Below are 21,271 nucleotides of genomic sequence, written 5' to 3'. Positions count from 1 at the left end.
CTAAGGGGGAAAAATGTTCGACTGGCTGGCCGACAACTGGTGGGCTCTCTGGCTCACGGTCTTCCTGGTGTTCGCTGTGGTGGAAATGCTCACCCTCGATCTGTTCTTCATCATGCTCGGCGGCGGCGCGCTGGCCGGACTCGTTGCGGCCTTTGCCGGCGCGGATTTTTGGCTCCAGATCGTCATTTTCAGCGTCGTGTCCCTGCTCATGATCGGCTTCGTCCGTCCCGTCGCCCTCAAGCACCTGCGCAGCAGCCCGGCTGACCAGCGCAGCAACGTCGAGCGCCTCATCGGCGAATCGGCCCTGGTGATGGAACCCGTCAGCGCCACCGGCGGACTGGTCAAAATTGGCGGCGATGTCTGGAGTGCCCGCATGGAGGTGGGCGAGCTCGCCCCCGGGCAGCACGCCGTCGTCCGCTCGATCGACGGCGCCACCGCCGTGATTGTCCCGGAGCCGGATCCGGCAGCCGAGTAGGCAGCCCGCCCGGGAACAGAACCCGGGGCACAGTCTTCCTGCCGCCGCCACCGGCTTCAGGATCTGCGGCAGTACCGCTGCCGCGCACAGCAAAACCACATATCTGGGGAAAAGGTGATGTATGGATATCGCAGTCGCAATAGTGCTGCTGGTACTCGTTGCGTTCGTAATAATCGTCCTGGTGCGCTCGGTGCGGATTGTTCCGCAGGCACGGGCCGGCGTCGTCGAACGGCTTGGCAAGTACCAGCGGACGCTGAATCCGGGCCTGACCATCCTGATTCCGTTCGTTGACCGGCTGCTGCCGCTCCTTGACCTGCGCGAACAGGTGGTTTCCTTCCCGCCGCAGCCAGTCATCACCGAAGACAACCTGGTGGTCTCCATCGACACTGTGGTCTATTTCCAGGTGACGGACGCGCGGGCAGCAACGTACGAGATTGCCAACTACATCCAGGCCGTCGAACAGCTCACCACCACCACGCTCCGAAACGTCGTGGGCGGACTGAACCTCGAAGAGGCGCTGACTTCCCGTGACCAGATCAACGGCCAGCTGCGCGGCGTCCTGGACGAAGCGACCGGCCGGTGGGGTATCCGTGTATCCCGGGTTGAGCTGAAGGCGATCGATCCGCCCCACTCCATCCAGGATTCGATGGAAAAGCAGATGCGCGCCGAACGTGACCGCCGCGCGGCGATCCTGACGGCCGAGGGCACCAAGCAGTCGGCCATCCTTACGGCCGAAGGCCAGCGGCAGTCCTCGATCCTGAAGGCCGAAGGTGATGCCCAGGCAGCCATCCTGCGCGCCGACGGTGAGGCCCAGGCCATCCAGAAGGTTTTCGAGGCCATCCACAAGGGCAACCCGGACCAGAAGCTGCTGGCCTACCAGTACCTGCAGACGCTGCCGAAGCTTGCCGAGGGCACATCCAACAAACTGTGGATCATCCCCAGCGAAGTTGGCGAAGCGCTCAAGGGCATCGGCAACGTCCTGGGCGGCACCAACCCGGATCCGACGTCGGACGGCCCGTTCGCTGGGCCGGCCGCACAGTCTTCGCCGTCAGAACCAGCCGCGTCGTCCACCGGCGTCCCGGGCGCCTAGCCGCGAAGCGAGATGGACCGCTCCGTGCGGCCAGGCTAAACAGGGAGGCATCCGCTGCGGCGGGTGCCTCCCTTCCTGTTGACCCCGCCCGCTGCCGGAAGGCTCCCCCGCCGGGCTGCCCGGGTCCGCTCCGCCGGGAGGTCCCGGGTTTACCTGGGACGCTGGGGCCGCGTATACTTGTGTATTTGTCCGGTCGGTTCAGCCCGCCGGAACATTTACGCTTCGCGGCGCGTTATATCTACTGACGATTTCTGCAGTGGGAACGCAATGCAAAAAGTAGTCCGGCGGGGTCCTCGTGGCCCCCGGCTAGCGCAGGGCCCGGCCCTGCGAACCGATCATAAGGGAGAAAAGATGAGCGATCGCAGCCTGCGGGGTATGCGCCTTGGCGCACAGAGCATGGAGACCGAATCCGGTGTCGAACCGGCTCCGCGCCAGCGTGTTGAGTACCGTTGCGAGGACGGCGAGCAGGTCTTTGTGACGTTCTCCTCGGAAGCGGAGATCCCCCCGGTATGGGTTTCGAAGACCGGTAAGGAAGCCCTCCTGGTCGACGGCGAACGCCCCGTCAACAGCAATGAGAAGGCTGTCCGCACCCACTGGGACATGCTGCTCGAACGCCGCTCGCTGCCCGAGCTGGAGCAGATCCTCGAAGACCGCCTCACCATCCTGCGTGAGCGCCGCGGCGAACGCCGCTCGGCCTAGGGTTCCTCCGCTGCCCGGCAGCCGGCACCATAGCAAAAAGGCCGGTCCGGCACCTGAGAAGGTGCCGGACCGGCCTTTTTTGCGCCTGCTGTGGCTACTTGCGGCCGAGCTTGCCGGCCAGCGTGTTCCAGCGGGCGCTGAGGCCCCACTTGGTCACGTTGATCATGGCCTCGACCACAATGTTGCCGCTCATTTTCGAGGCGCCGAGTTCACGCTCCACGAAGGTGATGGGGCGTTCGACGATGTTCAGTCCCAGCTTGGCCACGCGCCACGCGAGGTCCACCTGGAAGCCGTAGCCCACCGAATCCACCGAATCCAGGTTGAGCTTCTCGAGGGTGCTCCGGCGGAACGCGCGGAAACCACCGGTGACGTCCTTGATCTTGACGCCGAGCATCAGGCGGGCGTAGGTGCTGCCGACGCGGGAGATCGCCTGCCGGTACAGCGGCCAGTTGACCACGCTGCCGCCCGGAACCCAGCGGGAGCCCATGGCGAGGTCGGCGCCCTGTTCCACGGCCTCGATCAGCTGGGGCAGCTGCTCGGGCTTGTGCGAGCCATCGGCGTCCATCTCGACCAGGATGTCGTAGCCGGCGTCCAGGCCCCACTTGAAGCCTGCAATGTAGGCCGCACCCAGTCCGGCCTTGCCCTGGCGGTGCAGGACGTGGACCTGGCTGTCCTCGGCGGCGATGCGGTCCGCGAGCTGGCCCGTGCCGTCGGGGCTGTTGTCGTCAACGACCAGGACGTCGGAGGCAGGCACGGCAGTGCGCAGACGCCCGAGGGTCTTGGGCAACGATTCCAGCTCGTTGTAGGTCGGGATAATCGTGAGGACACGCACTGCGGGGCCTTTCCTTGGAGGGAGCGGTCGGTGGGCCGGGCCGGCAATTAGCCGGCGACAGGCACAGCTCCCCATTATAGACAGTCAGGGGCCGGGAACCCGGCCTTCCGGGACGGTGGCGTGCACCACGCCACCGTCCCGGTCAGGCTCCGAGCGAGCCGTTGGAGAAGAGTTCGACGCCGTCGCGCACCGTCTGCAGGCAGATCGGATCGGCGCCGGTGTCCAGCGCCGGGAGCAGCGGTGTGCGGGCCCGCGGGTCTGTGCTCCAGGACTGCACCCGGCCGTCGGCCACCTGGACCATAAGCTCTTCGACTTCCCAGACCGCAAAGCTGGCCGGTGCGCCCGGGACCAGCTGGCCGGCCATCGGGTTGCGGTAGCGGGCGGCCCGCCAGCCGGCCCGGGTGTGGCCGAGGAAGGCTGCCCGGGCAGAGATTTGCTCGGCGGCGTTGTGGTGCTCCAGGCAGGCCCGCACACTGGACCAGGGCCGGAGCGGGGTGACGGGGCTGTCGCTGCCGAAGGTGATGGGGACGCCGGCCGAGTAGAACGACGCGAACGGGTTCATCGCCGTGTGACGGGCTCCGAGCCGCTGCGCGTACAGGCTGTCCCCGCCGCCCCAGAGCGCGTCGAAGACAGGCTGGGCGCTGACGGTCACCGAGTATTTGGCGAGACGCTGGATAGCCGCCGCGTCGGCGATCTCGACGTGTTCGAACCGGTGGCCCGCGGCGCGGACCCGCTGTTCACCTACCTCGGCGGCGGCACGGTCCAGGGCGTCGAGGGCGGCGTCGAGCCCGGCGTCGCCGATCACGTGGAAACCGGCCTGGATGCCCAGCACCGAACAGGCGGCAAGGTGCGCGGCGGCCTCGTCCACAGAGAGGTACTGGCTGCCCCGCTCCCCCGGGGCGTCGGCGTAGTCGCCGCGCAGCGCCGCGGTCCGGGATCCAATGGACCCGTCGATATTGAGGTCGCCGGCAAGACCGAGGACGGCGACGCCGAGGCTGTCCAGGATGGACCGGGCCTCGTCAGCGGAAGCAGCGAGCTGGCCCCAGTAGGGCAGGACCTCCGGGACAGCCTGCCCGGGACGGCCGGCCGCATTCCAGCCGGCGGCCAGCTGCAGGTCTTCGATGCCGCCGATGTGCGGGGCCGCCATCTCAGCCAGCGCCACGTAGCCGTTGGCAGCCGCCTCAGACAGGGCCGCCTGCTGGTAGCCGCGAAGCGTGTCGGCGGGCAGATCGCGGGCGGCCAGCCGCGCCGCGGTGTGTGCTGCACGCTTGAGATGGCCGTCGGCGTCGTACCCGTCGAGGGTCTCAATGCCGGTCGTCGAGGCCAGGGAACCGGAGACAAGCGCCGAGTGCACGTCAACCCGGGACAGGTAGACCTTGCGGCCCCCGGCCGCGCGCTCGAGTTCTTCCCGACTGGGCAGGGTCTGGTCGTCCCAGAGGGTTTCGTCCCAGCCGTGGCCCAGCACCGTGCCTTCCGCGGTCGAGCCGGCGACGGCGTCGAGCAGCTCGGCCGCGGAGCGGACCTCACCAAGCCGGAGTGAGTCCAGGGCGAGGCCGGTCTCCGTCAGRTGCACGTGGGAGTCCACGAACCCCGGGGCGAGGAGGGCACCCTGCAGGTCGATGACGTCCATGGGGGAGTCCGCAATGGACGAGGCCGCCTGCTCGGAACCAACCCAGGCCACGGTATCGCCGTCCACCAGCATGGCCGAGGCGAAGGGATCCGCAGCGGTGTAGACGGAACCGTTGCGGTACAGCGTCACTTTGCGCGGGGCACCGGCGGCCGGGGTTGGTGAAGCAGTCATGATGGAGAACTCCTCGTAGGGGGTCCGGCGGCTGGCCGGCCCGGTGGGATGGGAAAAGTGGATGGCGGCCCGGGATAACCGGGTTTCGGGAAGGGGGTCAGGCCACAGCGGAGTAGGCGACGACGCCGCGTTTGATCAGGGTGATCGCCTCGCCGCAGAGGCGGGCGACCCGCGGGTCCAACTGGGGGATCTTGGCCAGCTGGTCCAGGAGGTCGATGACTTGTTTGACCCAGCGGACAAAGTCGCCGGCGGCCAGGTCGGTGCCGCTGAGGACCTCCTGCAGGTGCCGGCCCTTGGCCCATTTGAAGATGGGCCATACCAGGCCGAGTTCGGGTTCGCCGGTCAGCGGGAGCTTGTTGGCTTCCTCGACATCCTCAAGGGCTGACCATTCACGCACCACGGTGTCCACCGCTGACTCCAGGGAGATGCTGGGCATCTTGGGCCGCAGGCCCCGGTCCTCCCGTTTGGCCTGGTACACCAGCACACTGGCCAGCGCCGCGATTTCGGCGGCATCGAGGTCACCGAAGGCACCCATCCGCAGACTCTGCGAGATCAGCAGATCCTTCTCACCGTAAATCCGGCGCAGCCGCTGCCCGTCAGCGCTGATGGAGATCACGCCGGAATCGGAGGTTTCCAGGTAGCCGTAACTCGACAGGACCCCGCAGACCCGGTCGAAGGTCTTGGCGATGGTGTTGGTGCGCCCCTGGATCTGGCGGATCAGGCCGTCGGTCTCCTGGCGCAGCTTCCACCAGCGGTCAGACCAGCGGGCATGGTCTTCGCGGTCGCTGCAGCCGTGGCAAGGGTGCGCCCGGAGTTCGCGGCGCAATTCGGCGATCTTCTTCTCCATGTTCGGCTGGGCCGCGGCACGGCCGAAGTCCTCGTTGCGGTTCGGCGGTGCCGGCGGCCGGTTTTCCCGGACCGCGTTCCGGACGGAGGATGCCAGGTCCCGGCGGGATTTTGGCACCTTGGCGTTGAACGATTTGGGGATCCGGACCCGGGTGATTGGGGCCAGGGGGCCCTCGACGTCGTGCAGCCCGATCCGCCGCAGCTGGTTGTCCAGGGTCATCACCGCCGGGCGCGGCTCGCGGGAGTGGTGATCGGAGCTGAGCACGACCGCGAGGCCAGGCGCGCGGCCGGACGGCACGTCCACCACGTCGCCCGGCAGAAGCCGGCTCAGCGAATCCTCGGTGAGGGATTTCCGGGCACGCGAGGTGCTCTTGGACGCCGTCTTTTCGGCATCGTTGAGGGCCCGGCGGAGCCTGGAGTACTCAGTGAAATCCCCCAGGTGGCAGTTCATGGCGGCGCTGAAACCGGCCAGTGATTCCTCCCGGCTGCGCACCTGCTTGGCCAACCCGACGACGGAGCGGTCGGCCTGGAACTGGGCGAAGGACGATTCGAGAATCTCGCGGGCCCGGGGCCGGCCGAACTGGGCCACGAGGTTGATCGACATGTTGTAGGTGGGCCGGAAGCTGGAGTTCAGCGGGTAGGTCCGGCGGGAGGCGAGGCCGGCGACGGCGGCCGGATCCGTTCCCGGCTGCCACAGCACCACGGCGTGTCCCTCGACGTCGATCCCGCGCCGGCCCGCCCGACCGGTTAGCTGGGTGTACTCCCCCGCGGTGATGTTGACGTGCGCCTCGCCGTTGAACTTGTCCAGCTTCTCGAGGACGACACAGCGTGCGGGCATGTTGACGCCGAGGGCCAGGGTTTCCGTGGCGAAGACGGCCTTGACCAGGCCCTCCACGAAGAGCTTCTCCACGACTTCCTTGAAGGTGGGCAGCATGCCGGCGTGGTGCGCTGCCAGGCCCCGGAGCAGGCCGTCGCGCCAGCTCCAGAAGCCGAGGACGTCGAGATCGTCGGAGGGGATGTCCTGGGCCGCCTCATCGACCATCCGGGCGATGATGGCCTGTTCCTTCTCCGTGGTCAGCCACAGTCCGGCGGAAACACACTGGGCCACGGCGGCATCACAGCCGGCGCGGGAGAAAATAAAGGTGATGGCGGGCAACAGGTCCATCCGGTCAAGGCTGGCGATGACCTGGGGCCGGCTGGCTTTCCGGACCGGGCTGCGGGTGCCGCCCTGGGGTGCCTCATCCCGCTGGCGTTGTTGCCGGCGCTGGTTGCGGCCGCCGTGGCCGAAGCGGCCGCGAAAGTTCATCTGGCTCTCGGCGCGGGCCATGGAGAGCAGCTCGGGATTGACCTCGTAGCCGGCCCGCTCGGTGGTGACAGTGCCGGAAGCCACGCTGCCGGCGGAGCTGGCTGCAGCGGCGCCCCGGGCAGCGTGACCACCGGCGCCCCGGCCTCCGCCGTCGGCTGCCGCAGCAGCGCCGTCGTCCTCGACGTCGGCGTCGGCGCCCGCGGGCGCGATCTCATCGAAACTGGTGTCGCCGGCGAACAGGTCCACAATCTTGCGGCCCACCATCACGTGCTGCCACAGCGGTACCGGGCGGTGCTCGGAGACGATTACGTCGGTCTGGCCGCGAACGGTGTCCAGCCAGGCACCGAATTCCTCGGCGTTGGAGACCGTTGCGCTCAGCGAGGCGACCTGCACTTCGCTGGGCAAATGGATGATGACTTCTTCCCAGACGGCACCGCGGAAGCGGTCGGCGAGGTAGTGCACCTCATCCATCACAACGAACCCGAGGTCGTCGAGGGTTTCCGAGCCGGCGTAGAGCATGTTGCGAAGCACTTCGGTGGTCATCACCACCACCGGCGCCTCGCCGTTGATGCTGGTGTCGCCGGTTAGCAGGCCCACCTGCGAAGCGCCGTACTTCTCGGCCAGCTCGGAGTACTTCTGGTTGCTCAGCGCTTTGATGGGGGTGGTGTAGAAGGCCTTGAGGCCGCGCTGGAGGGCCAGGTAGATGGCGAATTCGCCCACGATGGTCTTACCAGCGCCGGTGGGCGCGGCAACGAGCACTCCCCGGCCGGCCTGCAGGGACAGGCATGCCTCGCGCTGGAAGGGATCGAGATCAAACGTGAGGGTGCGGGTAAATCCGCCCAGGTACGTTTTGGCTTCGGCGGCCCGCTCGGCGCTGGCGCGGTAGCGCTCGGACGGCGATTCCGGCCCGGGTTGTGACGACATGTTTCCAGCCTAATGGGCGGAAGGCTACAGATTCTCCAGCTCGGAGCTGGGAGTCGCCTGGTCTGCTGTGGCTTCGGTCTCGGCGGCCACCTTGGCGGCACGCTTCTCCCGCCGCCGGTCGTTCAGAAGGCAGAGCCCGATCGCGGTGAAAAACAGCACCAGCATGGGGACGGCGAGGTAGAACATGCTCATCGCGTCCGCTCCCGGGGCGGCCATGGCGGCGAAAAGGCACACCAGGAACACCGTGATCCGCCAGCTCTTGAGCAGCTGCTGGCCCTTGATCAGTCCGGCGAGGTTCAGGCCGAACAGCACCACCGGGAGCAGGAACGCTATGCCGAACGCGAGCAGGAGCCGCAGCACAAAGGACAGGTACACCTGGGCGCTGATGAAGTTGGAGCCGCCGGACGGTGTGAAGTCGGTCAGCACCCGCACCGCGTTCGGGAGGACCAGCCAAGCCAGCAGGACACCGCCCACAAACAACGGGACGGCGGCCGCGACAAAGGACAGGGCCAGCCGACGTTCCTTTTTGTGCAGACCAGGGACAATGAAGGCCCAGAGCTGGTAGAGCCAGACGGGGCTCGCCACGATCAGGCCCAGGAACACGGACACTTGGATCATCAGGTCGAAAGAGCTCGCCACGCCGTCGAAGTTCAGCGACGCCTGCCGACCCTCATGCAGGTTCAGGTCGCGGATCGGTTTGATCAGTGCGGCCAGCATGGGCTGGTAGACAACGAACCCGGCGACGGTTCCGAGGACGACGGCGATCGCTGACTTAAAGAGCCGGTTCCTGAGCTCTTTGAGGTGATCGAGGAGGGCCATCCGGCCCTCGGGGTTCGATCGGCGGTTCATGGTTACTGCCATGTGGTTCTAGGCGCGGTTCGGCGGCGGAACGTCAGTTCCCTCGCCCGGGCGGCTCTCGGTGCCGTTGGACCGGGGGTGGTTCACAACTTTGCCCTCGACCGCGTCCGGATCAGCCTTCGCCTCGGGCGTGCCGTCCTTTTTCATTTCGCGGACCTCGGATTTGAAAATCCGCATCGACTGGCCCAGGCTGCGGGCCATTCCGGGCAGCTTGGGCGCCGCGAAGAGCACCAAGGCCAGGACGATGATGATGATGAGATGCCAGCCTTCAAGCCTCATGCCGGGTGGTCCTTTCGTTTGTGTACATCCTATGTCTAACGGAGATCGATGTCGCGCAGCGCCTGTGGCTGGCCACGGTCCGTTTTGCGCCGGATCCGGCGTAACCTCCGGGCTTCCTGCCGGGCGGCTTTGGATGCATGGTAATCATGACGCATCGACGCAGGCTCGGCAAAAACGGCAGACCCGGGGACGGCGTGCGCGCCGGGCCGTTGACCGGCGTCGATGTCATCCGAGCCTACGGACTCGACATGAACAACGGCTGAACTGGCGGTTCGGGGGCCGGCAGCGAAGTCGGAGAACCGATCCCCTGCCTCACCAAGTTCCTTGACGGTGGCCATGAATTGCCGGAAGAGCCGCACGCCGAGCACACCGAAGAAGAGCAGCGACAGGGCGACGAGCGCTATCCAAATTACGATCCAGGACCACCAAGGCATGCTGATCAGTCTAACCGGCGGGCGGCCGGCTCCCCGTACACCGCAAGGGCCGCGTCGAGCCATTCACGTACCGTGTCTGCCAGGGACGCAGGCTGCAGGATGCGGACGGCGCCGCCGTGCTGGGCCACGAACATCGGCAGCCAGTCTGCGCTGCCAAAGCGGATTTCCGCCAGGGTGTTGCCATTTGGAAGCGGCGCGGTCCGCTCGGCGTAGTACTCGTCAGCCAGCCCGGCACCTTGCCGGGTCAGTTCGACCACCACCACGGCGTCGTCGTCGTTCGGGGTAAACAGCTTTACGGGAAAACCGTCGGCCGGGCTGGCGGCGGAGGACACCGGACGACCGTTGGGCTCCAGGCTCCGGATCCGGTCCAGCCGGAAGTTGCGCAGGCCCTGCGCCGAGTGGCAGTACGCCTCCAGGTACCAGGTGCTGTCCATCGAGTAGAGCCGCAACGGGTCGATATCCCGGTCGCTGACCGTGTCCCGCTGCGGGGACAGATAGCTGAGCCGCAGCTGGGAACCGTTACGGATCGCCGTGCGGGCGGTCTCCAGGGTGCCCGAGTCTTCCGGTGCGACCTCGGGTCCGGAGACGGCGGCAGCCTTCAGGCCCTCCTCGCCGGCGGCGGCCATCAGTTTGAGGGTCACCGACTCCAGCGTGCCGCCCTCGGCGATGCCGGGAAGGCCGTTGAGGGCCTCCAGCCCGGTGAGCAGGGCGCAGGCTTCGTCCACCGTAAAACGGACCGGCCGGTTGAGGTCCAGGTCCTCCATGATGTAAACGTGGTCATCGTCCCAGCGGATGTCGAGGAGATCGTCGGGGTAGCCTTCGGGCAGCCCGGAACAGATCAGGATGCGCAGGTCCTCTTCAAGTTCCTTGCGGGTAATGCCGAAACGCTCCGCCACGTCGCTGATGTGCAGGCCCTGGTTGTGGACGAGGAACGGCACCAGCTGCAGCATCCGCTTTAGCTGGTCCTCGGAGGTGCGCTTCCGCGACCGCTTGTCGGGTCCTGTGCGCGGGAAGTCGATGGCCGGGGCCGGCTCTGCCGCGAATGCCGCAGCGGAGGCCAGACGCCGGCGGACAGCGGTGTGCAGGTCCGCGGGCGCAACAACGACCGCTTTGGGGCCGTACGAGGCGAGTTCCTGGGCGAGGGTTTCGAGGTCCCGGTACGGTACCGAGAGGCGGTCGAAGCCGTCGCGGGCCGGGGCGGGCTGCCCGGCGTCGGCCGTCCTGTCGAACGGTGCTGAGTGGCCGCGCAGGCCGAGCAAAGCGCCGGCGGCGACGTCGACTAGTGCGGACTGCACGGGTAGCTCGGGGAGCGTGGCCAGCTCGTCCCGGACGTTGAACGTCGACGGCGGGTTGAAGTCCTCCTGCTCGAGGACGGTGACGGCGGAGGTGAATCGCGAGAGCCGGAAGAACCGCCGCTCTTCGCGGGCCCGGTCGTAGCCCACCAGGTACCACTGCCCGAAGCGGCTCCCGAGGCCCCACGGCTCGACAATCCGTGTCTCTTCCCGGCCGGTGCTGCCGGCCAGGTAGCCGAAAGTCACGGGGTGCTGGGCGTGGATGGCGGCCACGAGGTCCTCGAAGGCCTGCCCGGCCGGCCGGATGCGCGGCTGGACGCCGGGTGGAAGTTCGGCCTCCAGCGGGCCGCCGGCGGCCTGCAGCTTGCGCACGGCGTTGCGGGCGGCCGATCCGAGGGCAGCCTGCTCCCAGAGCTGCGCCGCCAGGATCAGGACGGTGCACTCGGCCGGGGTGAGGCTGACATCGGGCAGGCGGTTGGACTCTTTGCCGATCCGGTACCGGGTGGTCGCGGGATCGTCGGAGCCCCAACCCTTGTCTGTCACCGCTTCGACGTCGAACCCGAACTGGCGCAGTTCGCCCTTGTCCCGCTCGAACATCCGCCCGAAGGCAACCTCGGAGCTGGTGGTGTCGTGGTAAACCTTCTCGCGCAGCTCGGCGCGGCGCAGCCCGTACTTGGTGTTGAGCAGGGCGATCAGCAGGTTCAGGAGGCGTTCTGTACGTGAGGCGGACACTCCGCAAGGGTACTAAAGCCGCGGCGCCAAAAACGCCGAAAGCGCGGCAACAGCCGGAAGAACTTTCCGATTGTTACCGCGCTTTCGAGGGCCCGGGCCCGAGCTTGCGAGGGCAGGGAGCCGGTGGGTGGGCCCACGCCGGCGGGGGCCCCGGCCCGAGCGTGCGAGGGCTGGGAGCCGGTGGGGACTAGCGGACCGCCACGAGGTCCACGACGAAGATCAGGGCCTCGTTGGGGCCAATCGCTCCGCCGGCGCCGCGGGCGCCGTAGGCCATCTCCGAGGGGATCTCCAGGCGGCGGCGGCCGCCGACCTTCATTCCGAGCAGGCCCTGATCCCAGCCCTGGATAACCTGGCCGACGCCAACGCGGAAGTCCAGGGGCGCGCCCCGGCCCCACGAGGCGTCGAATTCTTCGCCGGTGGACCAGGCCACGCCGACGTAGTGGGTGGAGACGGTGTCGCCGGCCTTGGCCTCGGCGCCGTCGCCTTCGATCAGGTCGGTGATGACGAGTTCGGTGGGTACGTCGCCTTCGGGGAAGTCAATTTCCGGCTTCTGGCGGTCGAGGTTGCGCTGTCCAAATGACATGGTTGCTCCTTCTGTGGTGGTTTGCTGGCGGGGAGTGCTACTTGACGCCGAGGATATCGACGACGAACGTCAGATCGCCCTTGGCATCGCCCTGGCCCTTGTCGCCGTAAGCGAGTGCCTTGGGGATGACGAGGAGGACACGGGAGCCCACGGTCTTGCCGGCAAGGCCCTGGGTCCAGCCCTTGATGACGCCGTTCAGCGGGAACGTTGCCTTCTTGCCGCTGGTGAAGCTGGAATCGAAGACCTTGCCCGAGGCAAGGGCGACACCGACGTAGTTCACGGTGATGGTGTCGGATTCCTTGACCGTCTGGCCCTTGCCCTTGATGAGGTCCTGCGAGATGAGGGCCTTGGGGGCGGCGACGCCCTTGACCGAGATTTCCGGGACGCCCTTGTCGTTTTCCTTCACGGTGGGCAGACCGGCGGGCGGGGTCACGGCGTCGCCCTCGGGCTTGTCGAGAACCTTGGGCGCATCCTGCGCGCCAAGGATCTTGATCACGAGCAGCTGGGACGGCTGGGCAGCGCCCTGGGCGCTGGCGGCCTGGCCGGGGACAGCCAGGGCGAGGTTGGAGCCGACCTTGGCGCCGACGAACGCGTTGTAGATGACGGCGCTGCCGGTCTTGAGCTCGTCGTTCAGTTCGAGCTTCTCGGGATCCTTGGCGAAGGTGTCCTCGAGCTTGGAGCCGTCCTTGCCGTTGAAGGCGACGATTGAGATATCGGCGACCTGGTTGGCCTTGATACGTTCGCCGTCGCCTTCCTTGACCACCTTGATGGTGGGGTCCTTGACCTCAAGGGGCTTGGTGAACTCGACGCCGGGGGCCTTCTTGTCGCCGTTCTCGGTCAGTTTCAGGGAGTCCAGCTTCGCGGTCTCGCCGGCGGACTGGCTGGTGGGCTCCGGGGTGGCAGCTTGGCCGCCACCACAAGCGGTGAGCAGCAGCAGTCCGGGGAGGAGAATTGCTAATAGTCGGCGCACGTAAAAACTTTCGTCGGGGCAGGATGGACGCTTCGCCGGACATGAGCCAGCGGCAAAGCACGCGGTGGCCGTCAAACGGCACCTTATCCAGAGTAACGCGGAAAGCTGGGTATCAGCCCATAGAGTCCAGCAGGGCATCCACACGGTCATCGACGCTGCGGAAGGGATCCTTGCAGAGGATGGTCTGGTGTGCGCGGTCGTTCAGCTTCAGATGGACCCAGTCCACGGTGTAGTCCCGGCCCAGTTCCTGCGCCCGGCGGACGAAGTCGCCGCGCAGTTTCGCCCGAGTGGTCTGCGGAGGGGCGTCGACGGCGTCCTTCACGGCCGTATCGTCAACCAGCCTCCGGGCTGCACCCCGGGACTGCAGCAGGTAGAAAAGCCCGCGGGTGCGTGAGATGTCGTGGTATGTGAGGTCCAGCTGCGCGATCCGCGGTGCATCGAGGTCCAGGCTGTGCCGTTCGCGGTAGCTGTCCATCAGCTTCTTCTTGATGGCCCAGTCGACCTCAGTGTCAATGGTGCTGGTGTTGCCGCTTTCGATCGCGTCGAGGGTGCGCTCCCACAAGTCCAGGATGACCGGGACGTGGGCGTTGTGTGCTCCCCGGTCGGCCACGAATTCGGTCACCTTGTTCAGGTACTCGCGCTGGATTTCCAGGGCAGTCAGCTGGCGGCCGTTGGCCAGGCGGACCAGGGCCCGGCCGCTGAGGTCGTGGGAGATCTCGCGGATGCTGCGGATCGGGTTCTCCATCCGCATGTCGCGCATGATGACGCCCGCCTCGATCATCCGCAGGATCAGGTCCACGGTGCCGACTTTGAGCAGCGTGGTGGTCTCGGACATGTTTGAGTCGCCCACAATCACATGCAGCCGCCGGTAGAACTCGGCGTCCGCGTGCGGCTCGTCCCGGGTGTTGATGATCGGCCGGGACCTGGTGGTGGCGGAGGAGACGCCTTCCCAGATGTGGTCGGCGCGCTGGGAGAAGGCGTAGGTGGCCCCGTGCGGGGTCTTCAGGATCTTGCCCGCACCGGCGATCAGCTGGCGGGTCACGAGGAACGGGATGAGGATTTCGGCGAGCCGGGAGAACTCCCCGCGGCGCGGAATCAGGTAGTTCTCGTGGCTGCCGTAGGAGTTCCCTGCCGAGTCGGTGTTGTTCTTGAACAGGTACACCGTGCCGTTGAAGCCCTCGGCGGCCAGGCGTTCCTGGGCCTCGTCGACAAGGTCGTCCAGGATCAGCTCGCCTGCCCGGTCATGGGAGATCAGCTGGGCGAGGTCATCGCATTCGGCGGTAGCGTACTCCGGGTGCGAACCGACGTCGAGGTAGAGCCGTGAGCCGTTGGTGAGGAACACGTTGGAGGATCTCCCCCAGCTGACCACTTTGCGGAAGAGGTACCGGGCCACTTCTTCCGGCGCCAATGGTCGTGACTCCGGGCTCGAATAGGAAATGCCGAACTCGGTCTCGATGCCGAAAATACGCTTGTCCATCTCAGTTCTCCTCAGCCAGCAGGGCCTCAATTGTGGCGTCGTCCAGGCGGCGGAACGCGCGGCGGCTGCCGCGGCTGCTTTCCGAGCCGCGGTCCAGGACGCCAACCTCCACGGCGGACGCGGGCAGCGCCGTCGCTTCCTTGTCCGCGACGAGCCCGGCCAGCGCCAGCCGGATGGCACCCGCGAAGTCGAGTTCGCTGCGCCATCCCGCGGCCACGGCCTCGGAGACCTTGTCGGCCTGGCCGCCCATCACAATAAACCCGTGTTCGTCGGCGATGGAGCCATCAAACGTCAGGCGGTAGAGATGGTCGGCGTCCTGGCTCTCCCCCACCTCGGTCACCGCCAGTTCCACCTCGAACGGCTTCTGTTCGGTGGTGAAGACGGCGCCGAGGCTTTGGGCGTAGACGCTGGCCAGCCCGCGGGCGGTGACGTCCTCACGGTCGTACGAGTAACCCCGTACGTCGGCATAGCGCACACCGGCCTGGCGTAGGCTCTCGAATTCGTTGTACTTGCCGACGGCGGCGAACGCGATTTTGTCGTAAATCTCGCTGATCTTGTGCAGCGAGGGCGACGGGTTCTCGGCCACCAGCGCGATGCCGTCCCGGCAACTGATCACCACTACCGACCGGCCCCGGGCGATGCCCTTCCGGGCGAAGTCCGCCCGGTCCTTCATTAGCTGTTCAGGGGAGACATAGAACTGCTGGGTCATTTCAGGCCTCCCGCTGGGCCGCAGCCCGTGCCTCGATGATGGTGCCCGCTACGGCGGCGAGCTCGCGTTCGGGAACGCGCACGGCGCCGGAACGGCTAACGGCGTAGACCACCGGCCAGAGCTGGCGCACCGGGTCCGGGCCTCCGGTGGCTGAGTCGTCGTCGGCGGCGTCGTACAGTGCCTCGACGGCTACCCGGACGGCCTCGGCTTCGGAGAGATTGGGGCGCCAAAGCTTTTTCAGTGCCCCGCGCGCAAACATGGACCCGGAGCCGACGGTATGGTGCTCCTGCTCCTCGTAGCGGCCACCGGTGACGTCGTAGGAGAACAGGCGCCCGATGCCGGCCGGGCGGTCGAACCCGGCGAAGAGCGGGATCACGGCCAGTCCCTGCATCGCCATCGGCAGGTTGCCGCGGATCATGGCGCCCAGTCGGTTGGCTTTGCCGTCCAGGCTCAGCTGGGTTCCCTCGATCTTCTCGTAGTGTTCCAGCTCCACCTGGAACAGCCGGGTGATATCAAGCGCGATCCCTGCCGTACCGGCGATTCCCAGAACCGAGTACTGATCCGCGGGGAAAACTTTTTCGATGTGCCGGCTGGCGATGACGTTGCCCATGGTCGCGCGGCGGTCCCCGGCCATGAGGACTCCCCCGGCGTAGGTCATGGCCACAATCGTGGTGGCGTGCGGCGCCTGGAGCGGCGCGGACGACGCTGCGGACAGCACGCCCGCCTGGTGGGCGCTGAACGGCAAGAGCTCGGGCCGGGAGCGCTGCAGGTGCTCGGTGAATGAGGACGTCGCGTTCGCCGCTACCTGGTTGGCTGATGTTTCCTGCACTGGTGCACTCCCTCAACGTAGTGGATCAACGACTTCCGGCTCTCAGCCCCATGAATCCTCAGCCCGGTCCTCCTCCAATAGTGCCCGCCAGCCAGCCGCCGGTCGGCGGCCCTACTGGCCGCCTTTCTGGACAAAAGCCCGGACAAATTCCTCGGCGTTGGACTCCAGGACGCCGTCGATCTCGTCGAGAAGGTCATCCACGCCCTGGGTCGCTTCCGACGCCTGCGCCTCGGGCGCGACCGGTGGTGCCGGTGGGGTGTCCTCGATTTCGGTCTCGCGGGACTGCGGCTGCTGCTGCTCCTGGCCTGCCATTGTTCTCTCCTTAGATCCCACTGCATTTCCACCGGATGCCGCGCCGTGAGCGGGACACCCTGTAAAGCCATATTGCCACGTCAGGGCCCCTCACGGGGGGCTTTGGGCTCACGAACCGGGCGGCAGTCCGAGGAGCTCGGCGAGGAACGGTGCGGCCTCGCGGTGCCGGGCAAACAGGCCTGCCGTGAGCGCCTCAGTGCCGCGCAGCGGTTCCCGGGTTGGCACCCTCTGCAGCTTGCCCCGGCCGGGCAGATCGAAGATCACCGAGTCCCAGCTGGCGCCGACCAGATCGGAGCCGAAGCGGCTGACGCAGCGGCCGCGGAAGAAGGCCCTGGTGTCCGACGGCGGTTCCGTCACCGCCCGGGCGATCGCGGCGTCGTCGACGATTCGCTGCATCCTCTCGCGCGCCAGGAGGCGGCGGTAGAGCCCCTTCTCCGGCCGGATGTCCGCCCACTGCAGGTCCACGAGCCCCAGCCGTGCATCGGACCATTCCAGGCCGTCACGCTGCCGGTAGCCCTCGAGCAGGGTGAGCTTGGCCAGCCACTCCACGGTTGATGCTGCGGCGGCCCGGTCGCTGTCGAGCGCGGTCAGGGTCGCCGACCAGCGCTCCAGCACGGCGTGGGTGTGGCCGTCCCCGTCCACCGCGTCGGCGACGCCGGTGTCCTGGGCAAGCTTGGCGGCGGCCTCGAAGTAGATCCATTGCAGGTCCAGGGCGGTGATGCGGCGGCCGTCGGCCAGCCGGAGCGTCGCCGTGAGTGACGTGTCGTGGCTGACGGTTTGCAGCGCGGCGACAGGCTCGTGGACCTCGATCCTGGGCGCCAGCCCGGCCTCGATGAGGCTCAGGACCATGGCGGTGGTGCCGAACTTGAGGAAATTGGCGCCCTGGCTGAGGTTGGCGTCGCCGATGATGACGTGCAGGCGCCGGTACCTGTCCGCCGTGGCGTGGGGTTCGTCGCGGGTGTTAATGATGGGGCGCCGGATGGTGGTTTCGAGCCCCACCTCGGTCTCGAAGAAGTCCGCGCGTTGGCTGATCTGGTAGCCGGGCCGTGAGCTGTCCTGGCCCAGCCCGACGCGCCCCGCCCCGCACATGATCTGGCGGGTGATGAAGAACGGCGTCAGGCCCCTCACGATTTCGCCGAACGGGACAGAGCGCGGCATCAGGTAGTTCTCGTGGGAACCGTAGGACACGGATTTGTTGTCCGTGTTGTTCTTGTAAAGGTTGATCGGCGGCAACTCGGGGTCGGCGGCGAGCCGCCGGACCGCGGCCAGCGCCACCAGGTCCCCGGCGGCGTCCCACGTCACGGCGTCGCGCGGGTTCGTCACTTCCGGACTGGAATACTCCGGGTGGGCGTGGTCGACGTACAGGCGCGCCCCGTTGCCGAGCACCATGTTCATCAGCAGGGACCCGGACTCGTCATCGCCGTCGTGGTCCAGTTCGGCACGGCCGTAGGCCAGGGCCACGGCCTCCGCGTCCAGGACCGGCGGCCGGTCAGTGAGCTGCTCCGGGTCGGCCCTGCTCCGCTCGAGGGTCCAGCCCCTGGCGTCGTGGAGCGGCTCCTCGTCGGTGTAGTCCCAGCGGGTCTCGGCCCCGCCGGCGGCGCGCTGGCGCGTCACCTGGGCGTAGGCCTGGATGACCCGTGCCGACATCATCGTGGCGTTCGCGCCGGGCGCCGACGGCGCGTGGATGCCGTACTCGGTCTCCGATCCCATGACCCGCATGGCGCCGCCGACGGGCAGGGCCGAGGATGCCGACGCGGGACCCGCGGTCACAGGTACTGGCCCGTGGTGGGCATCGTCTCGATGGACTTCCCGGGCTCCTGGCCGGCCTTGCCTTGGACGATGGTGCGGATGTAGGTAATGCGTTCGCCCTTTTTACCGGAGATCCGGGCCCAGTCATCGGGATTGGTGGTGTTGGGCATGTCCTCGTGCTCGCGGAACTCGTCCACCACTGCGCGGAGAAGATGGTCGATGCGAAGACCCTTCTGGCCCGTGGTCAGCAGGTCCTTGATGGCGGACTTTTTGGCCCGGTCCACCACGTTCTGGACGACGGCGCCGGAGTTGAAGTCCTTGAAGTAGAGCATTTCGGTATCACCGTTGGCGTAGGTGACCTCCAGGTATTCGTTGGACTTCTCGGTGGAGTACATGGCCTCAACGGTGCGCTGGATCATGGCGTCCACTGTGGCCTGGGCATCGCCGTGGTGCTCGGCGAGGTCCTGCTGATGGAACGGCAGGTCCGGGGTGATGTATTTGTTGAAGATATCCGCAGCCGCCTCGGCGTCGGGCCGTTGGATCTTGACCTTGACGTCCAGCCGGCCCGGCCGCAGGATGGCGGGGTCGATCATGTCCTCGCGGTTGGAAGCGCCGATCACAATGACGTTGTCCAGCCGTTCGACGCCGTCAATTTCGCTGAGCAGCTGCGGCACGATGGTGGTCTCCACGTCCGAGGAGATGCCGGTGCCCCGGGTGCGGAACAGCGAATCCATCTCATCGAAGAACACCACCACGGGGCTGCCGTCGGATGCCTTTTCCCGGGCCCGGGAGAAGATCAGCCGGATGTGCCGTTCGGTTTCGCCGACGTACTTGTCCAGCAGCTCCGGTCCCTTGATGTTCAGGAAGTAGCTCTTCATGTCGGACTTGCCCGCGCGCTCCGCTGCCCGCGCCGCCAGCGAGTTGGCGACGGCTTTGGCGATGAGGGTCTTGCCGCAGCCGGGAGGTCCGTAGAGCAGGATCCCCTTGGGCGCCTTCAGGCCGTGTTCCCGGTACAGGTCCGGGTGCAGGAACGGAAGTTCGACGGCGTCGCGGATCTGCTCGATTTGTGGCCCCAGGCCGCCGATGTCCTGGTAGGTGATGTCCGGGACCTCCTCGAGGACGAGGTTCTCCACCTCGGAGCGCGGGATCTTCTCCAGGGCGTAGCCGGTGCGGCTGTCGATGGAAAGGGCATCCCCGACCCGGAGTTTCTGGGACAGGAGAGCACCGGAGAGCCTGATGACACGTTCCTCGTCGGCGCGTCCCACCACCAGGGCGCGGTCGCTGCCCAGAAGCTCCTTGAGCGTTACGAGGTCCCCGGCCCGTTCGTAGCCGAGCCCGGCCACTATCAGGAGGGCTTCGTTGAGCAAGACTTCCTGGCCGACGGAGAGCTGGTTGAGGTTCACGAGCGGGCTGATGCCTACGCGCATTTTGCGCCCGGCGTTGAAGATGTCCACGGACTCTTCAGTTGCTGCCTGCCCGCTGCTTCCCGGCTCGGGCCGCCGCTTGGGGTTCAGCTGCAGGATGGTCCCGAAGCTGTACGGCGGCTGCCCTTCCTGGTCCAGCGCGTTCTTCAGCCGCAGGATTTCGGCCTTGGCCGTTTCCAGCATGCCCACGAGCTTGGAGTTGTTTTGCGTGGCAGCCGCCAGCTGGCGGTCAATGTGGCGGAGTTTGTCCCGGAGGATGTTGACCTGACGCTCAGCGACCGACAGCTCGTTCGCAGCAAAGTCCACACCTCCGGCCACCGGCTGGCCGGCCCCGCCTGCCCCCTGGGCCTCGTCCTCCGCCGGCGTTCCGCCGTGTTCGTTATTCGGAGTCTCCATCATCATCAGCCCCTTCCGTCCTTCTATTAAGACCATAGCCCCAAGACGGCGGGTGCTGTTGAAGACATCCGAAATGCGGACTAGTTCGTGACCTCGGGGGTGTCTTTGACGTTGGTGCCTGCGATCGCGTCGCGGGCAGCACGCCGGAGTTTCTTGTCGGAGACCGCACGTTCGCCAACGGCACCGGGAGTCCAGGCGTTCACGTCCTCGGCGTCGAACTCGGTCTTAGAGGGCCGTCGCTTCACGGAGATGCCGGTAACGCCGTCGGCCAGCCGGCGGGTCACCAGCAGGAAGCCGGTGTGGGCGACCATCCGGTGGTCCGGGCGTACAGCCAGGCCCTCCAGGTGCCAGCCGCGGACCATAGATTCCCAGGCATCCGGTTCGGTGAACCGGCCGTCGGCGCGGATGGCCTCTGCGGTGCGGGAAAGCTGAGTGACAGTGGCGACATAATTGATCCACACGCCACCCGGTGCGAGGACGGTGGCAACGGCGTCGAGGCATTCCCACGGTGCCAGCATGTCCAGGACCACGCGGTCCACGGAGCCGGGGGCTTCAGTCCGGACCACTTCCTCCTGGAAGTCGCCGAGGCTGATCTGCCAGGCCGGGTGTGCGCCGCCAAAGATGGTTTCGACGTTGCCGCGGGCAATGTCGGCGAACTCCTCGCGGCGTTCAAAGGAGTGCAGGTAGCCGTTGTCCCCCACCGCCCGGAGCAGGGAGATGGAGAGCGCACCCGAGCCGACGCCGGCTTCGACCACGCGGGCACCCGGGAAGATGTCGGCCATCGTGACGATCTGGCCGGCGTCCTTGGGATACACCACAGCGGCACCGCGGGGCATCGACAGGACAAAGTCCGAGAGCAGCGGGCGAAGCGTCTGGTACTGCTGTCCGACGTTGTTCACAACCACCGAGCCGTCCGGCTTGCCGATGATTTCGTCGTGGTTGAGGAAACCGCGGTGCGTGTGGAAGGCGCCGCCCGCTTCCAGGCTGATGGTGTTCATCCGGCCGCGTTCATCGGTCAGCTGCACACGCTCACCCTCGCGGAACGGTCCGCGGCGGCGGTTGGCACCGACCGGTGCGGAAGCCCCGGCGTCGGGCGCTGCGGCACCGGCGGCGGCTGCCGTGTCGTCGGTAGGGGTGGGGTTGGCGGCGGTGTCGCTGCTCATGAAGGTGTTCCTCGCTCCTGTAAAGCTGGGTGGCCGCGGATGGGCGGCGGGCACCGGCCCGTGGTCGTGGGCCGGGAAATTCACGACCGGC

At 67.1% G+C, this 21,271-nt stretch carries 19 protein-coding genes; 3 read left to right on the top strand and 16 right to left on the bottom strand.

Annotated elements, in window-relative coordinates; translation table 11 throughout:
• The first annotated feature begins 13 nt into the window (after positions 1–13).
• From AC1DBE_RS01685 to AC1DBE_RS01675, 3 genes are all read left to right on the top strand, one after another.
• Positions 14–475, top strand: coding sequence for an NfeD family protein (locus tag AC1DBE_RS01685; RefSeq protein ID WP_476880091.1), 462 nt, complete (start codon positions 14–16; stop codon positions 473–475).
• Positions 476–596: 121 nt separating this feature from the next.
• The gene (locus AC1DBE_RS01680; RefSeq protein ID WP_476969415.1) at positions 597–1,565 is read left to right on the top strand and encodes an SPFH domain-containing protein; all 969 of its coding nucleotides are present in this window, start codon (positions 597–599) and stop codon (positions 1,563–1,565) included.
• 351 nt (positions 1,566–1,916) lie between these two features.
• Positions 1,917–2,264, top strand: a complete 348-nt coding sequence (locus AC1DBE_RS01675) for an RNA polymerase-binding protein RbpA (protein WP_026266329.1) — start codon at positions 1,917–1,919, stop codon at positions 2,262–2,264.
• A gap of 94 nt (positions 2,265–2,358) precedes the next feature.
• Here AC1DBE_RS01675 and AC1DBE_RS01670 read toward each other — a convergent pair whose 3' ends face one another.
• The 16 genes from AC1DBE_RS01670 to AC1DBE_RS01595 form a co-directional block, all read right to left on the bottom strand.
• Positions 2,359–3,096 (bottom strand): polyprenol monophosphomannose synthase, encoded by a 738-nt coding sequence (locus AC1DBE_RS01670; RefSeq protein WP_476880093.1) that lies wholly within the window; start codon positions 3,094–3,096, stop codon positions 2,359–2,361.
• A 142-nt stretch (positions 3,097–3,238) separates the two neighbouring features.
• Positions 3,239–4,897, bottom strand: a complete 1,659-nt coding sequence (locus AC1DBE_RS01665) for an amidohydrolase (RefSeq protein WP_476969414.1) — start codon at positions 4,895–4,897, stop codon at positions 3,239–3,241.
• Positions 4,898–4,994: 97 nt separating this feature from the next.
• Positions 4,995–7,973 carry a DEAD/DEAH box helicase gene (locus AC1DBE_RS01660; RefSeq protein WP_476903377.1) on the bottom strand — a complete coding sequence of 993 codons (2,979 nt, stop codon included), beginning with the start codon at positions 7,971–7,973 and terminating at the stop codon, positions 4,995–4,997.
• 24 nt (positions 7,974–7,997) lie between these two features.
• Complete coding sequence (gene tatC / locus AC1DBE_RS01655; RefSeq protein ID WP_476903479.1) at positions 7,998–8,792, bottom strand: twin-arginine translocase subunit TatC; 795 nt, start codon at positions 8,790–8,792, stop codon at positions 7,998–8,000.
• Positions 8,793–8,840: 48 nt separating this feature from the next.
• Positions 8,841–9,110, bottom strand: a complete 270-nt coding sequence (tatA, locus tag AC1DBE_RS01650) for a Sec-independent protein translocase subunit TatA (RefSeq protein ID WP_476880435.1) — start codon at positions 9,108–9,110, stop codon at positions 8,841–8,843.
• Between the two features lie 35 nt (positions 9,111–9,145).
• A complete protein-coding gene (locus tag AC1DBE_RS01645; protein ID WP_476969413.1) occupies positions 9,146–9,544 on the bottom strand; it encodes a hypothetical protein in 399 nt (132 codons plus the stop codon).
• Between the two features lie 5 nt (positions 9,545–9,549).
• Complete coding sequence (locus AC1DBE_RS01640; protein ID WP_476969412.1) at positions 9,550–11,568, bottom strand: helix-turn-helix transcriptional regulator; 2,019 nt, start codon at positions 11,566–11,568, stop codon at positions 9,550–9,552.
• A 187-nt stretch (positions 11,569–11,755) separates the two neighbouring features.
• The gene (locus tag AC1DBE_RS01635; protein ID WP_175323652.1) at positions 11,756–12,151 is read right to left on the bottom strand and encodes an FKBP-type peptidyl-prolyl cis-trans isomerase; all 396 of its coding nucleotides are present in this window, start codon (positions 12,149–12,151) and stop codon (positions 11,756–11,758) included.
• A 37-nt stretch (positions 12,152–12,188) separates the two neighbouring features.
• Complete coding sequence (locus AC1DBE_RS01630) at positions 12,189–13,121, bottom strand: FKBP-type peptidyl-prolyl cis-trans isomerase (RefSeq protein ID WP_476969411.1); 933 nt, start codon at positions 13,119–13,121, stop codon at positions 12,189–12,191.
• Positions 13,122–13,233: 112 nt separating this feature from the next.
• Positions 13,234–14,598 carry a Pup--protein ligase gene (gene pafA, locus AC1DBE_RS01625; RefSeq protein WP_476969410.1) on the bottom strand — a complete coding sequence of 455 codons (1,365 nt, stop codon included), beginning with the start codon at positions 14,596–14,598 and terminating at the stop codon, positions 13,234–13,236.
• Position 14,599: 1 nt separating this feature from the next.
• Positions 14,600–15,307 (bottom strand): proteasome subunit alpha, encoded by a 708-nt coding sequence (prcA, locus tag AC1DBE_RS01620; protein WP_476969409.1) that lies wholly within the window; start codon positions 15,305–15,307, stop codon positions 14,600–14,602.
• A gap of 1 nt (position 15,308) precedes the next feature.
• Positions 15,309–16,136, bottom strand: a complete 828-nt coding sequence (gene prcB, locus AC1DBE_RS01615) for a proteasome subunit beta (protein WP_476969408.1) — start codon at positions 16,134–16,136, stop codon at positions 15,309–15,311.
• 111 nt (positions 16,137–16,247) lie between these two features.
• A complete protein-coding gene (locus tag AC1DBE_RS01610) occupies positions 16,248–16,448 on the bottom strand; it encodes a ubiquitin-like protein Pup (RefSeq protein ID WP_476969407.1) in 201 nt (66 codons plus the stop codon).
• Positions 16,449–16,556: 108 nt separating this feature from the next.
• Positions 16,557–18,167 (bottom strand): depupylase/deamidase Dop, encoded by a 1,611-nt coding sequence (gene dop, locus AC1DBE_RS01605; RefSeq protein WP_476969668.1) that lies wholly within the window; start codon positions 18,165–18,167, stop codon positions 16,557–16,559.
• A gap of 47 nt (positions 18,168–18,214) precedes the next feature.
• A complete protein-coding gene (gene arc / locus AC1DBE_RS01600) occupies positions 18,215–20,017 on the bottom strand; it encodes a proteasome ATPase (RefSeq protein WP_476969667.1) in 1,803 nt (600 codons plus the stop codon).
• A gap of 80 nt (positions 20,018–20,097) precedes the next feature.
• Positions 20,098–21,180, bottom strand: a complete 1,083-nt coding sequence (locus tag AC1DBE_RS01595; protein WP_476903380.1) for a tRNA (adenine-N1)-methyltransferase — start codon at positions 21,178–21,180, stop codon at positions 20,098–20,100.
• Positions 21,181–21,271: the final 91 nt, after the last annotated feature.

The sequence above is a fragment of the Arthrobacter sp. 10T416 genome, from assembly GCF_056394165.1.
Note: the sequence above shows the minus strand (reverse complement) of the source record. Positions and strands in the feature narration are given on the sequence as shown.